The sequence below is a fragment of the Kineobactrum salinum genome (assembly GCF_010669285.1).
Classification (GTDB): domain Bacteria; phylum Pseudomonadota; class Gammaproteobacteria; order Pseudomonadales; family Halieaceae; genus Kineobactrum; species Kineobactrum salinum.
Map to the genome: position 1 here is coordinate 1,206,776 of NZ_CP048711.1, position 14,244 is coordinate 1,221,019.

Below are 14,244 nucleotides of genomic sequence, written 5' to 3' on the forward strand. Positions count from 1 at the left end.
AAATCTCCTGTAATGGGGCCTGAAACCTGGATGGCACTTAACTTTAAGCTCGCTCCGGTAGAAGGTCGGCGTCCTGGGAGGATGTAGGCCGGGCTACGAAGTCCCAAATCCTTAAGTAAGTGCCATTGGACTGGAGTCCCATTCTAGCAATGTCGGAACCGTTTCGTGAGCGGCCAAGCGGCAGCGCATATTTTACTGGCGAAGGGGAGGGATATCTGGTAGTTTCTCCGCGCTTGGACGCGGCGGCCCCTTCGCCGCCACCCTCACAGCGGTGAGTTATCTCCAGACACCTGATCGTATGGGACGTTAGCCATGCCAAAAGTAGCAGAAAAGAAAGCGACCGCGAAAGCCGCAGCCGCGAGTAAGCCCGCTTCCACCGAGTTCAAGGACTTCGAGCCCTACACTCTTCGCAAGGGCGAAGAGTATATGAACGAACCGCAGCGTGACCACTTCCGTCGTATTCTGCTGAACTGGAAGGCAGAGTTGATGCAGGAGGTTGACCGCACGGTCTCTCACATGAAGGATGAGGCTGCCAACTTTCCCGATCCGGCCGATCGCGCTACCCAGGAGGAGGAGTTCAGTCTGGAGCTTCGCACCCGTGACCGCGAGCGCAAACTGATCAAGAAGATCGACATTACCATTGAGCGCATCAACCAGGACGATTACGGCTTTTGCGACGCCTGTGGTGTAGAGATCGGCATCAAGCGCCTGGAAGCCCGTCCTACCGCAACCCTGTGCATAGACTGCAAGACACTTGCGGAAATCAAGGAAAAGCAGGAACTCGGCTGATCGCCCCGGTGGCCGGTAGCAGTACCGGCCACCATTGAACCATGCCCGTCACCCCCCTGATCCCTACCGCGGGCGCTTCGCCCCTTCTCCCACCGGACCGCTGCACCTGGGCTCTCTGATTGCTGCCCTGGCCAGTTGGCTGGAGGCGCGCAGCGCCGGTGGTCAGTGGCTGCTGCGTATGGAGGATATCGACCCGCCCCGGGAGCAGCCCGGCGCTGCCCGGGACATCCTGCGAAGCTTGCAGGCACATGGTCTGTACTGGGACGAAGACGTGCTCTGGCAGAGCCGGCGGGGCGAGGCCTATGACGCCGCACTGGACCGGTTGCACGCCAGTGGTGCGCTGTTTGCCTGCCGCTGCAGCCGCAGGCAACAGGGTCCCGGGGGTAGCTGTGGCAGCACCTGCCGCGGCCGGTCTGTGGCCGCCACCGGACAGCCCTTCGCGCTGCGGGTAAAGGTACCCCCTGACTATAGCTGCCGCTGGCGGGACCCCTGGCAGGGAGAGCAATACTGGCCGCTGGGCCAGCAGCTGACGGACTTCATCGTCCGACGCAGGGACGGCCTCTATGCCTATCAGCTGGCGGTGGTAGTGGATGACGCCGCCCAGCAGGTCAGCCATGTGGTGCGCGGCTCTGACCTGCTGGATTCGACCCCGCGGCAGCAGCTGCTGCAGCACTTGCTGGGCTACCCGACGCCCGCGTACGCGCACCTGCCGGTGATCACCGATAGCCGGGGCCATAAATTCAGCAAGCAAAGTCACGCGGCACCGCTGCAGGACACGGCGGCAACCCTTAATTTGCGCCGGGCGCTGGCCTTCCTGCAACAGGCTCAGGCCCCGGCGGCGGTGGATACGGTGGCTGACCTGCTCGATCATGCACTGGCGCACTGGTCGCCGGCGGCGGTGCCCCATGCGGCAGCGATGACCGCCCGCGACTGACACTGGAATCAATCACTTATCCGCATTGTGTACTTGTTGCAGAATATTTGGCTAGAAGTGGCAAGTCTCGGTGCGGGAGGGGGCACTTCGACCGCCGAGACATTATCCGGGATGCGGTGTTCAAGACGCGCCGTAAATCCGTCCATGGAGGCTCGGATGCGACTTCCATGTCGCATACGGTCTTGAACACCGCATCCCGGCCAATGTCTCTCCCCTTATAGCCGATGACTTAGAGCACAGCAATACTTTCGCTAACGCCCAACCTGACCGATGGCACGGGCTGTTATTCAACAGCCTGTTTAACCTGCTTTACCCGCCCCCGGTGCTTCAGTAGTATCCCGGCTCACAGTGTTGGGGATTGCCAATCGTGTATATCAACCGGGCACTGCTCCTGATCATGGGGCTGGCCTTTATTTTTCTGCCTGCGATCGAGCAGTGGCTGTGGCATGCCGACGCCGGTTGGTATCGGCCTTTCCTGCTCTGGCTGGCGGCAGTGGCGGCGGCCTGGTGGAACCAGTTCCGCAGGTACCCGGATGAGCTTTAGCCTGCTCGAGATCCTGCTGGCCATCGTGGCCTATCTGCTGGCACTGTTCCTGGTGGCGTATCTGGCGGAACGCGGCCTGCTGCCGCGGCGTCTTACCCATCATCCGGCGACCTACGTGCTGTCGCTGGCGGTCATTGCCGGGGCGATGGCCAGCAACGCCATTTTCGAGCTGGCCTACCGCTATGGTTATGGCTATCTGCTCTACTATATCGGCGTGGTTTTGATGTTTCTGATCGCTACCCTGTTGCTGCTGCCGCTGCTGCGCCTGTGCCGGGTGTACCAGTTAGCGTCGATGGCCGATGTGCTGACTTTCCGCTTTCGCAGCCATTGGGTGGGGGCCGCGGTTACCCTGGCCATGTGCCTGACACTGATGCCGCTGTTGGCCCTGCAGATCCAGGCGGTGGCGGACAGTATCCACATCCTCGCCGGCGCGCCCGACCGGCTGATGCCCGCCGCCCAGCGCCAGGACACGCTGGCGCTGCTGTTCTGCCTCATCATCATTGTCTTCGCCATTTTGTTCGGCACCCGCAACCTCACCTCGCAACAGCGCAATATCGGCCTGGTCACCGCGGTGGCCTTCGAATCGCTGGTCAAACTGGCGGCGCTGCTGGCGATGATGTGGATCGCGGTCAATGAGGTGTTCGGCGGCTTCGCGGGGCTGGAGCAATGGCTGGCCGCCACCCCCGAGGCCAGCGCCATTGTGCGGCAGCCGATCCAGGGTAACCCCGCCCGGGCATTGCTGTTGCTGTTCTTCGCCGGTGCTGTCTGCATGCCCCATATCTTTCACATGGCCTTCGCGGAAAACAAGGAAAGCCAGGATCTGCGGGCTGCGAGCTGGGGTCTGCCGTTGTACCTGCTGCTGCTGGCGATTCCGGTACTGCCGCTGGCCTGGGCGGGCATGCGGCTGGAACACGGCTTGCCGACGGGCTACACCGGCCTGGCCATCGGCATTTCCCTGCAGTCCCCGGGATTCACTGCGCTGGCCTTCATGGCCGGGCTTTCCGCCGCCAGCACGGCACTTATCGTCGCCACTTTAGCCCTTGCCAACATGTGCCTGAACCACCTGATCCTGCCGCAACAGATATTGCAGATTCGAGGCGACCAGAGCCTTTACGCCCAGTTGAAATGGCTGCGGCGCGCGCTGATCACACTGCTGATCCTGGCCGGCTACGCTTTTTTCATGGCTGTCAACGGCAAGCAGAACCTGACCCAGCTGGGCATTACCGCCTTTGCGGGTACCCTCCAGTTTCTGCCCGGCGTGGTGGCCACACCCTACTGGCCCCAGGCCAATCGCAAGGGCCTGCTTGCCGGCCTGCTGGCGGGGCTGGGTATCTGGTTTCTGCTGATGCTGCTGCCGGTGATTGGCATCCCCCTGCCCGAGTGGCTGGCTGCGCTCACCGGCCCCTGGCTCAACGGCAGTGACAATCCCTGGGCGCTGGTCAGCCTGACAGCTCTGGGAGCCAACGCGGGACTGTTTGTGGTGGTATCCCTGCTGACCACGACTACAGAGGAAGAACGGGTGGCCGCCGAAATCTGTTCGATGGATGTGCTCAACCGTCCCTCGCGGCGCACACTCTCGATCCAGAGTGCCGAGGAATTCATCGAACATCTGGCAGCGGGCCTGGGCGAGACCACCGCCCGCTCTGAGGTCAACCGGGCCCTGCGGGAACTGCAATTTGAGGCCGATGAATCGCGCCCCTATGCCCTGCGCCGTCTGCGCAGCCGGATAGAGGCGAACCTGTCGGGTCTGCTGGGCCCCGCAGTCGCCTTCAGCATCATCAACCGCTGCATCCCTTTTGCTGCCACTCCACGCGGCAGCGCGGAGGATATCTTTCTGATCGAGAGCCGGCTGGACCAGGCCGGCGGACACTTCACCGGGATGGCCGCTGAACTGGACAACCTGCGGCGGCATTATCGCCAGACCCTGGACAATCTGCCGATAGGCGTTTGCTCCCTGGCTCCGGATGGGGAATTACTGCTGTGGAACCGCAGCATGCAGCAGATCACCGCCATCCCCTCCTCCGCGGTGCTGGGATCGCGACTGGATTCCCTGCCCACCCCTTGGCGGCAGATCATCGGCAACTTTCTGCACGAGGATGCCGACATGATCCTGAAGCGGGAGGTCTCGCTGGGCGAGGGCGTCTCGCGCTGGATAAGCCTGCACAAGGCCAGCGCTGGCGGTGATCGTGACGGCGACCAGATTCTGCTGGTGGAGGACATTTCCGACTACGAACGCCTGGAGCAGGAGCTGCTGCACAGCGAGCGCCTGGCCTCCATAGGCCGTCTGGCCGCGGGGGTGGCCCACGAGATCGGCAATCCGATCACCGGCATCGCCTGCCTGGCGCAAAACCTCGAGTACGAGGACGATCCCGGGGAAATCCGGGAGACCGCGCGCCATATTCTCAAGCAGACCAGCCGGGTCAGCCGTATCGTCGACTCGCTGGTGAATTTCTCCCATGTGGGATCGGGTGCCGGCGACATCCAGCTGCAGCCCTGCAACCTGGCAGACTGTGTCGATGAAGCCATCCAGCTGCTGCAACTGGACCATCAGGCCAAGCCGATCGCATTTGCCAACCACTGCGATCGCGAGCTGCTGGTGCTGGCGGATGCCCAGCGGCTGCTGCAGGTATTCGTCAATCTGCTGAGCAACGCCCGCGACGCCAGCGACCCGGGCAGCCAGGTACTGATTGACGTCAGCCGGGAGGATGGCCAGGCCAGGATTGAAGTCGAGGACGAGGGCTCGGGCATTCCCCCCGAGTTGCAAAATCAGGTGTTCGAACCATTTTTTACCACCAAGGATCCCGGCGCCGGCACCGGCCTGGGCCTCGCACTGGTCTACAGCATCATGGAAGACATGGGCGGCAGCGTACAGATTCACAGCCCGGTGCGACCGCCGCCCCGTCCCGGCACCCGGATCTGCCTCAACCTGCCGCTGTGCAGCTACGCTGACCAATTCCGGTTGTGACGGGACAGTACACGTTGGGAAGATAGCGGGCTACCCGGTTACCCCCTTACCCGGGTTGACTGGAAAAGTGTTACGGGGCAGGGTATGTTGTAGCACTTGTGTTCGGAAGGTAACACTGTATGCAACAGATTCTGGTAGTGGAGGATGAGTCGGTCATCAGGACCGCTCTGCGGCGATTGCTGGAGCGCAACGGCTACACGGTGGCAGAGGCCGCCTCGGTGCAGGAGGCTGAGGCCAAGCACAACCTGATCGATTTCGACCTGATCATCTCCGATTTGCGTCTGCCCGGCGCCCCCGGCACCGACCTGATCAAGAAGGCGGGCGATGTGCCTGTACTGATCATGACCAGCTATGCCAGCCTGCGCTCGGCGGTGGACTCCATGCGCATGGGGGCCGTGGACTACATCGCGAAGCCTTTCGATCACAGCGACATGATATCGGCAGTTGAGCGCATTATCGCCGATCATCCCACCCCTCGCGTGGAAGACAGCCAGCGGAGTGCGACCGTGTCTGACGACAGTGGCGATCCGGTCAGCGGCATCATCGGCAACTGTCCGGCGATGCTGCGCCTGTTCGAGCACATCAAGAAAGTCGCCCCCACCGACTCTTCCGTCCTGGTACTGGGAGAAACCGGCACCGGCAAGGAACAGGTGGCACGCAGCGTCCACCAGCACAGCAAACGGGCCGGCAAGACCCTGATCTGCGTCAATTGCGCCGCGATTCCCGACACCCTGATTGAATCTGAACTGTTCGGCTATGAAAAGGGCGCCTTTACCGGCGCCAATGCCAGCCGCATGGGCCTGATCGAGGCTGCAGACGGCGGCACCCTGTTTCTCGATGAAATCGGCGAGCTGCCGATGGAGGCCCAGGCCCGCTTGCTGCGATTCATCCAGGAGGGTGAGATCCGCCGCATCGGCTCGGTTCACTCACGCAAGGTCAATGTCCGGCTGATCTGTGCCACCCACCGCAACCTGCACAGTCTGGCGGCCGAAGGCCTGTTCCGCCAGGATCTGTATTACCGGATCAATGTCCTGCGCCTGGCCCTGCCCCCGCTGCGCGAGCGCGGCAAGGACATCCTGCACCTGGCTGAGCATCTGCTGCAGGTACAGGCCCAACGCCTCGGCAAGACAGGGATGGAGCTGTCGCCGCGGGCCATCCAGGCGATCACGACCTACCAGTGGCCCGGCAACGTGCGGGAACTGCAACATGCCATCGAGCGCGCCGTGGTCCTGGCGGAAGGCCAGGAAATCGACAACGAGGTTCTGGGTATCGACCTGGAGCTGGTGAATATCAACCGCATCCGGGGCCAGGGAATTCAGACGGCCTCGCACCATACGCCTCGCAATATCACCTCCGATCCCGCTGAAGACCTGTCGCTGGAAGACTACTTCCAGCGCTTCGTGCTGGAACACCAGGACTCCATGAGCGAAACAGAGCTGGCCCAGAAACTGGGGATCAGCCGCAAGTGCCTGTGGGAGCGCCGCCAGCGCTTCGAGATTCCCCGCAAGAAGGCCTCGTCGGGCAGCGGGCGCCGCAGAAAGGCCGCCTCCTGAGCGTTACCGGCGCCAGCCGCTGTAACGCGAGAGAGAGTAAAACAGTAACAACAGCTCCTGTTTGCGCCCTTCCCCCAGCACCCCGGAAATTCATAAGCCATTGTTTGTAAAACGATTATTGTGTTATGGCACAGGCACTGCATTATTACTTGTGCAAGACCAATAAAAATAACAAGAAACCTGAATAACAATAACAGAGAATGCACGGACCTGGATGGGGAAGAAATCTTCCCCTTCAATTTCTGGTTTTTGCTTATCAATAACAATATATGCAGTGCCCGGATAACAATAAGTAGCCTGTAGACCTGGATGGGGAAACACAGTGTTCCCCATTCCCTTACTTTTTCGCCCACGCACCGCGAGCCCGCAATTGTGTTAAAATCCCGCTGATCAACCTCCTGTACAAGGCAATCAAGGCTTGAAGGTAATCCCCAGGGATCAGCACTGCATATCCCGCAGAAACATCAGTGACGGCGCTCTCAAGGTGATGGCCCGGCTGCGCGACGCCGGCCACGACGCCTACCTGGTTGGCGGCGCGGTGCGCGACCTGTTGCTGGGAGGCCACCCCAAGGACTTCGACGTCGCCACCGACGCCACTCCCGAACAGGTCCACGGGATTTTCCGCAACTCCCGCATTATCGGACGCCGCTTCCGCATTGTACATGTGCGCTTTGGCCGTGAAATCATCGAGGTCACCACCTTTCGTGGCCACCACGACACCGAACCTGCAAAAGCCGGCCGCGCGCCCTCGAGCCACTCCCGCCATTCCGACCAGGGACTGTTGTTGCGCGACAATGTGTTCGGCACGCTTGAGGAAGACGCGGTGCGGCGTGACCTTACCGTCAATGCGCTGTACTACGATTCCGCCACTTTCGCTGTCTACGATCATGTCCATGGCATGCGGGACCTGGAGCACCGCAGTGTCTGCATCATCGGTGACCCGGAGCAGCGCTTTCGGGAGGATCCGGTGCGGATGCTGCGGGTGGCGCGCTTTGCCGCCAAGCTCGATTTCAGTATCGACGCCGATACCGCCGCCGCAATTCCCCGCTGCGCCCCGCTGCTGGCGGAGATCCCGTCCGCGCGGCTGTTTGACGAATTTCTGAAGCTGTTCTTTTCGGGCAGCGCAGAGCGCACCTTCGACGAACTGCTGGAGCACGACCTGCTGCGCTACCTGTTTCCCGACAGCGACTATGAAATCCGGCAGGATGAGGTGGCCATGGCCCTGGTCCGGGCAGCGATGCGCAGCACCGACCAGCGTATCGCACAGGGCAAGAGCATCACTCCTGCATTCCTGCTCGCGGCCCTGCTGTGGCCGGTTGCAGACCGCCTCGCCGACCAGCTGCGGGACCGGGGCGATCCGCCGCTGGTGGCGATGAACAGCGCCTCCCAGCAGGTGATCTCCCAGGCCGTGCGCACCGTTTCCATTCCCAAGCGCTTCAGCATGCCCATGCGGGAAATCTGGGAGTTCCAGCACCGCCTGGAGCGCCGCCAGGAGCGTAAGGCCGCGGAGCTGGTTCAAAACCGGCGCTTTCGCGCCGCCTATGACTTCCTGCTGCTGCGCGAGCAGGCCGGCGAGGATACCGGCGATGTCGGCGGCTGGTGGACCGAATTCCAGACTCTGCCCGAAAACCAGCAGCTCCAGGTCGCCAGCGCCGACAGCGAGCGGCCCAGGCGCCGCCGGCCCCGCAAACGGCGCCCCGCGACTGCCGGATGACCCGCGCCTGTATCGGCCTTGGCAGCAATCTTCAGGATCCCGCCGCGCAGTTGCAGGCGGCCGTTGATGCCCTGGCCCGGCTCCCCGATTCCACCCTCACGGCCGGCTCTGCGCTGTACCGCAGCGCCGCGGTTGGCCCCGGCATCCAGCCCGATTATCTCAATGCAGTAGCCGTGCTGGAGACTGCGCTGACTCCGGAAGCGCTGCTGGATGCGCTACAGGCCATAGAACAGGCCCGGGGCCGGCGCCGCACACTGCGCTGGGGGCCCCGTACCCTGGACCTGGACATTTTGCTGTACGGCGACCGGCAGATCCGCCTGCCCAGGCTACAGGTGCCACACCCGGCGATGGCGCGGCGGCACTTCGTCCTTTATCCTCTGGCTGATGTCTGTGATCCGCGCCAGCCGCTCCCCTGCGGCAGGACCCTGGAACAACTGCTGGCCGAATGCCCGCGCCAGGAACTGGAACGCAGCGATGCCGAACTCGACTACCACCTGCAACATGGACAGGAGCCCGGGCCTTGAGCGCCGATCATCCCGCTACCAGCATCGACCTGAAGGGCCGCTCTCCGCCGGCGTTCATCGCAGTGGAAGGCCCGATAGGCGTCGGCAAGACCACGCTCGCGAAACGCCTGGCCGCCACCTTCAACTACCAGACCCTGCTGGAGGAAGCGGACCAGAACCCGTTCCTGGAACGTTTCTACCGCAATCGCAAACAGGCCGCGCTGGCCACCCAGTTGTTCTTCCTGTTCCAGCGTGCCCAGAAGATTGGCGATTTGCGCCAGGCCGATATCTTCGAACCGGTGCGGGTCTCGGACTTTCTGATCGAGAAAGACCCGCTGTTCGCCCGGGTCAACCTCGACAGTGACGAGTTCCAGCTGTACCAGCGGATCTACCGGCAACTGCAGGTCGACGCCCCCCGGCCAGACCTGGTCATCTACCTGCAGGCCCCCACCGACGTGCTGCTGGAACGTATCGACAGTCGCGGCGTCGCCCATGAACGGGGCATTCAGCGGGACTATCTGGAGCGCCTGAACGAAGTATACAGTGAGTTTTTTCTGTATTACGATGATGCCCCTTTGCTGATCGTGAATGCCAGCGAGATAGACCTCGCCAACGACGATCAGGACTACCGGCACCTGGTGGATTACCTGCTGGATATCCGCAGCGGTCGCCACTACTTCAACCCCACGTTTTTTGGATAGTTCAGCGCATGGGCAAGATCACCATCAGCACCCTGGACAAAATGAAAGCTGCGGGAGAGAAGTTCGCCTGCATCACCGCCTACGATGCCACCTTCTCCCGGCTGGTGTCTGAAGCCGGGGCCGAGACCATTCTTGTCGGCGACTCCCTGGGCATGGTCTTGCAGGGCCACGACAGCACCATCCCGGTTACCATCGAACATATGGAATACCATACCGAGTGCGTACTGCGGGGGGCCTCCGATGCGATGGTGATCGCCGACATGCCGTTCATGACCTACAGCGATCCGCAGCAGGCCATGGCCAACGCCACCCGCCTGCTGCAGGCCGGTGCCCAGATGGTAAAGATGGAAGGCGGCACCTGGCTGTCGGACACCATCTCGATGCTGGTGGAACGCGGCATACCGGTTTGCGCCCACCTGGGCCTTACTCCCCAGTCAGTAAACGCGCTGGGGGGTTTCCGGGTGCAGGGCCGCACCCCCAAAGAGGCCAAGTCCATCCTCGCCGACGCAGTGGAAATCCAGGATGCCGGGGCCAGCCTGCTGGTTCTCGAATGCGTGCCGTCACACCTGGCGACGGATATCAGCGAGAAGCTGGATATCCCGGTGATCGGCATTGGCGCCGGCCCGGGCACCGATGCCCAGGTTCTGGTCATGCACGACCTGCTGGGCCTGTCCCAGCACAGCGCGCGCTTCGTGGAAAACTTCATGGCGGGCCGGGACAATATCCAGCAGGCGCTGAAGGCCTTCGTCGACGCCGTCAAGGACGGCAGCTATCCGGCTGAAGAGCATACTTATAGTTAAATGACGTTTAACTTTAGCGCTCGGGCGCCTTTATCGGTTGGGTGCCTTTATCGGTTGGGTGCCAATAATCCGGTCACTACTGCCGGAGAGTAGTTTCGAGACACGCCGTAAACCCGTCCCTGGGGGCTCGGATGCGACATCCATGTCGCATACGGTCTCGAAACTACTCTCCGGCAGTAGCGCCCTCACATCGAAGCGGCCCCAAGGACCTGCCATTTAGCTATAATTAGAATCTCACAGCGATAGCAAGCACTCACTTCTAGCAATGTTACCGGACATAAAACTGCTTCTTTTAGTAACATAATCGTATGAATATTTGATTAAAATCCGTTGCCGGGCCTGTACCCATCGGGCATACTGCCGGTCCCCTTGCAGAGCACTACAGCCTGCCGGGGCAACACGACCAGCTTGTTTTCGGTCCAGCGTCACCCTTTATCCATAAATACAGGGGTCATGTAGATATGCGGACTTATGCCGGCGCCACGCCACTGCAGGCAACCCTCCGCGACTGTCGCCAACAGGGCCAGCGCATCGCTTTCGTTCCCACCATGGGCAATCTTCACGAAGGGCATCTGGAGCTGGTGCGCAGGGCGCACAGTCTCGCGGACATCGTGGTGGTCAGTATTTTTGTGAATCCGCTGCAATTCGGCCCCGGTGAGGATCTCGACCGCTATCCCCGCACCCTGGCCGCCGACAAGGAAAAACTGTTCAGCGAAGGCGTCCAGCTGCTGTACGTGCCGGAGGTGGCGGAGATCTACCCCGAGGGCATGGGCATCCACACCCAGGTGCAGGTACCCGACCTGTCCGAGACCCTCTGTGGCAGCAGCCGCCCCGGTCATTTCAACGGCGTCACCACGGTGGTGAACAAGCTGTTCAATATTATCCAGCCCGATGTGGCGGTGTTCGGTGAAAAGGACTTCCAGCAGTTGTCCATTATCCGCAAGATGGTCAAGGATCTGTGCATGCCCATCAGGATCGAGGGCGTCGCCACGGCCCGCGACACCGACGGCCTGGCCAAGAGTTCCCGCAATGGCTTCCTGAATGCCGAACAGCGCCGCGTAGCGCCACTGATCCATCACACCTTGCTGGCCTGCCGCGACGCCATTGCCTGCGGCTTCGACAATTTCCTGCAACTGGAATCTCACGCCCGCATGCAATTGCTGCAGGCCGGTTTCGAGCCGGACTACTTCGCCATCCGCGATGCCCACACCCTGCGCGCAGTCACTGAGCAGACCGAGGAGATCGCCATCCTGGCGGCGGCGCGGCTGGGCTCCACGCGCCTGATCGACAATGTGCGCCTGGCCCTGAACCCGGTGTCCGACTGGGGGATGCTGGCCTCCTCCTGAGAACCTGCCTCCCGGCGCCTGGCCCCCTGCCAGGACATCGTCGCGATGGGACCTTGCACCAACCGGCGAGCCTAGTATCATCCCGTCTCCTATACTGGATAATACGAAGGGAGTGCCACGCATGTCCGAGTTTCCCATCCACCCGGTGCCCGCCAGTTTCACCGACGCCCATATCAATGCCGAGCGCTACGCTGAGATGTACCGGCGCTCGGTCGACGATCCGGAGGGTTTCTGGAGCGACATGGCGAGGGAATTCCTGTCCTGGGAACAGCCCTGGGAAACCGTGGTCGACTACGATTTCCACAAGGGCGAGGCCCACTGGTTCCGCGGCGGCAAGCTGAACGTCAGCTACAACTGCATCGACCGGCACCTGCCGCTGCGCGGCAGCCGCACCGCGTTAATCTGGGAAGGCGATGATCCGGCAACGGACAGCAGGCATATCAGCTATGCCGAACTGCACGAACAGGTCTGCCGGCTGGCGAACGTGCTCAAGGCCCGCGGCGTGAACAAGGGCGACCGGGTCTGCATCTACATGCCAATGATTCCCGAGGCCGCCTACGCCATGCTGGCCTGTGCCCGTATCGGCGCCATTCACTCGGTGGTATTCGGCGGCTTCTCTCCCACAGCAATCAGCGACCGGATCCAGGATGCAGACTGCCAGACCGTCATCACCGCCGACGAGGGTCTGCGCGGTGGCAAAACCGTGGCGCTGAAGAGCAACGTCGATACCGCGCTGGAATCCTGCCCGGGGGTCCATAGCTGCATCGTGGTGCGCCGTACCGGCGCCGATATCGGCTGGCAGGAGGGCCGCGACCTGTGGTACCACGAAGCCACTGCGGCCGCTGCCGCGCAGTGCCCCCCGGAACCAATGGACGCGGAAGACCCCCTGTTCATCCTCTATACCTCCGGCTCCACCGGCAAACCCAAGGGTGTGTTGCACACTACCGGCGGCTATCTGCTGCAGGCGGCCATGACCTTCAAATACACCTTTGACTACCGCGAGGACGAGGTCTTCTGGTGCACCGCGGATGTGGGCTGGGTCACCGGGCACACCTATATTGTCTATGGGCCACTCGCCAACGGCGCCGCCACGCTGATGTTCGAGGGTGTGCCCTCCTACCCCGATGCCGGCCGCTGGTGGGAAATCGTGGACAAGCACCAGGTCAATACCTTCTATACCGCACCCACCGCGATCCGCTCGCTGCACGCCCACGGTGACGAGCCGGTGAAGCGCAGCTCGCGGGCCAGCCTGCGCCTGCTCGGCTCGGTCGGAGAGCCGATCAATCCCGAGGCCTGGGAATGGTATTACCGGACGGTGGGCGACTCCCGTTGCCCGATAGTCGACACCTGGTGGCAGACCGAGACCGGCGCCCAGATGATTACCCCGCTGCCCGGCGCCACGGCGCTGAAACCCGGCGCTGCCAGCATGCCCTTCTTCGGCGTGCAACCGGCCCTGCTCAACGAGGACGGCAGTGAAATCGAGGGTCCCGGTTCCGGCTACCTGGTGATCAAGGCTTCCTGGCCCAGCCAGATCCGTACCATTTTCGGCGACCACCAGCGTCTGGTGGATACCTATTTCAGCCATTATCCGGGCTACTATTTCACCGGCGACGGCGCCAGCCGGGACAAAGACGGCTACTACTGGATCACCGGCCGGGTGGACGACGTACTGAACGTCTCCGGTCACCGGATGGGTACGGCGGAAGTTGAGAGTGCGCTTGTGCTGCACGAGGATATCGCCGAAGCAGCCGTGGTCGGCTTTCCTCACGATATCAAGGGCCAGGGTATCTACTGCTTTGTGACCCCGATGGATAACGTGGAGGCTTCAGCAAAACTGGAGGCGGAACTGATCGAGCTCTGCGTCCAGGAAATCGGCGCGATCGCCAAACCGGACGTGATCCAGTGGGCCCCCGGCCTGCCGAAAACCCGCTCCGGTAAAATCATGCGCCGTATCCTGCGCAAGATCGCCGAGAACGAAGTGGACAACCTGGGCGACACCAGCACCCTGGCGGACCCCGCGGTAGTCGACCACCTGGTGGCCAACCGGGCCGGACCGGCCTGATGCCGCGTCGGCTCGGCGCCCGCCCCACCTGACGTCTCTACCTTTCTGGTAAGTCTCAACGAAATCATATGGGATACCAGGTGTGGGCGTTTACTTTTGCCCCATAGAGCTCAATGACATAATTTCAGGTTATTTAAGTTGGGACCTCGCCTCCAGTTCCAGGGACTGCGCCATGCCGCCCAGCCACCGGTTCAGCCGGTCGACCACAGTGCGTCGCGCGATGGTTTTGCAAGCGGCGCGTTCCTTTGCGGTAGCTTGGTTTTTGCTGCTAGCATAGCGGCTGGCTGACATGAGGCTTGCTCCCTGGCTGTTCTGTCAAGGAGCTATTCTCGC

Annotated in this window: 11 protein-coding genes; all 11 read left to right on the forward strand. The window is 62.1% G+C overall.

Going from position 1 to position 14,244, the window contains the following annotated elements; genetic code table 11:
* The first annotated feature begins 312 nt into the window (after positions 1-312).
* The 11 genes from dksA to acs all read left to right on the forward strand — a co-directional run bounded on the left by dksA (position 313) and on the right by acs (position 13,911).
* On the forward strand, positions 313-789 hold the full coding sequence (gene dksA, locus G3T16_RS05130; protein WP_163494113.1) for an RNA polymerase-binding protein DksA: 477 nt from the start codon (positions 313-315) through the stop codon (positions 787-789).
* 34 nt (positions 790-823) lie between these two features.
* Positions 824-1,723 (forward strand): tRNA glutamyl-Q(34) synthetase GluQRS, encoded by a 900-nt coding sequence (gluQRS, locus tag G3T16_RS05135; RefSeq protein WP_163494114.1) that lies wholly within the window; start codon positions 824-826, stop codon positions 1,721-1,723.
* A 367-nt stretch (positions 1,724-2,090) separates the two neighbouring features.
* Positions 2,091-2,267, forward strand: coding sequence for a hypothetical protein (locus G3T16_RS05140; RefSeq protein ID WP_163494115.1), 177 nt, complete (start codon positions 2,091-2,093; stop codon positions 2,265-2,267).
* Positions 2,257-5,232, forward strand: coding sequence for an ATP-binding protein (locus G3T16_RS05145; RefSeq protein WP_163494116.1), 2,976 nt, complete (start codon positions 2,257-2,259; stop codon positions 5,230-5,232). Before G3T16_RS05140 ends, G3T16_RS05145 begins: the two co-directional genes overlap by 11 nt.
* A gap of 119 nt (positions 5,233-5,351) precedes the next feature.
* Positions 5,352-6,785 carry a sigma-54-dependent transcriptional regulator gene (locus G3T16_RS05150; protein ID WP_163494117.1) on the forward strand — a complete coding sequence of 478 codons (1,434 nt, stop codon included), beginning with the start codon at positions 5,352-5,354 and terminating at the stop codon, positions 6,783-6,785.
* A 418-nt stretch (positions 6,786-7,203) separates the two neighbouring features.
* Positions 7,204-8,499 (forward strand): polynucleotide adenylyltransferase PcnB, encoded by a 1,296-nt coding sequence (pcnB, locus tag G3T16_RS05155; protein ID WP_163494118.1) that lies wholly within the window; start codon positions 7,204-7,206, stop codon positions 8,497-8,499.
* A complete protein-coding gene (gene folK, locus G3T16_RS05160) occupies positions 8,496-9,023 on the forward strand; it encodes a 2-amino-4-hydroxy-6-hydroxymethyldihydropteridine diphosphokinase (protein ID WP_163494119.1) in 528 nt (175 codons plus the stop codon). Before pcnB ends, folK begins: the two co-directional genes overlap by 4 nt.
* Positions 9,020-9,703 (forward strand): deoxynucleoside kinase, encoded by a 684-nt coding sequence (locus tag G3T16_RS05165; protein WP_232059276.1) that lies wholly within the window; start codon positions 9,020-9,022, stop codon positions 9,701-9,703. Before folK ends, G3T16_RS05165 begins: the two co-directional genes overlap by 4 nt.
* 8 nt (positions 9,704-9,711) lie before the next feature.
* Entirely contained in the window at positions 9,712-10,503 is a 792-nt protein-coding gene (gene panB, locus G3T16_RS05170) for a 3-methyl-2-oxobutanoate hydroxymethyltransferase (protein WP_163494121.1), read from the forward strand.
* A gap of 461 nt (positions 10,504-10,964) precedes the next feature.
* Positions 10,965-11,849, forward strand: a complete 885-nt coding sequence (gene panC / locus G3T16_RS05175; RefSeq protein ID WP_163494122.1) for a pantoate--beta-alanine ligase — start codon at positions 10,965-10,967, stop codon at positions 11,847-11,849.
* A 121-nt stretch (positions 11,850-11,970) separates the two neighbouring features.
* Positions 11,971-13,911 carry an acetate--CoA ligase gene (gene acs / locus G3T16_RS05180; RefSeq protein ID WP_163494123.1) on the forward strand — a complete coding sequence of 647 codons (1,941 nt, stop codon included), beginning with the start codon at positions 11,971-11,973 and terminating at the stop codon, positions 13,909-13,911.
* Positions 13,912-14,244 lie beyond the last annotated feature (333 nt).

What these genes read in the sequence shown, in the direction of transcription:
- dksA (WP_163494113.1), top strand. Translation starts at nt 313, where the DNA reads ATGCCAAAAGTAGCAGAAAAGAAAGCGACCGCGAAAGCCGCAGCCGCG.
- panB (WP_163494121.1), top strand. Translation starts at nt 9,712, where the DNA reads ATGGGCAAGATCACCATCAGCACCCTGGACAAAATGAAAGCTGCGGGA.
- panC (WP_163494122.1), top strand. Translation starts at nt 10,965, where the DNA reads ATGCGGACTTATGCCGGCGCCACGCCACTGCAGGCAACCCTCCGCGAC.
- acs (WP_163494123.1), top strand. Translation starts at nt 11,971, where the DNA reads ATGTCCGAGTTTCCCATCCACCCGGTGCCCGCCAGTTTCACCGACGCC.
- G3T16_RS05150 (WP_163494117.1), top strand. Translation starts at nt 5,352, where the DNA reads ATGCAACAGATTCTGGTAGTGGAGGATGAGTCGGTCATCAGGACCGCT.
- G3T16_RS05145 (WP_163494116.1), top strand. Translation starts at nt 2,257, where the DNA reads ATGAGCTTTAGCCTGCTCGAGATCCTGCTGGCCATCGTGGCCTATCTG.
- folK (WP_163494119.1), top strand. Translation starts at nt 8,496, where the DNA reads ATGACCCGCGCCTGTATCGGCCTTGGCAGCAATCTTCAGGATCCCGCC.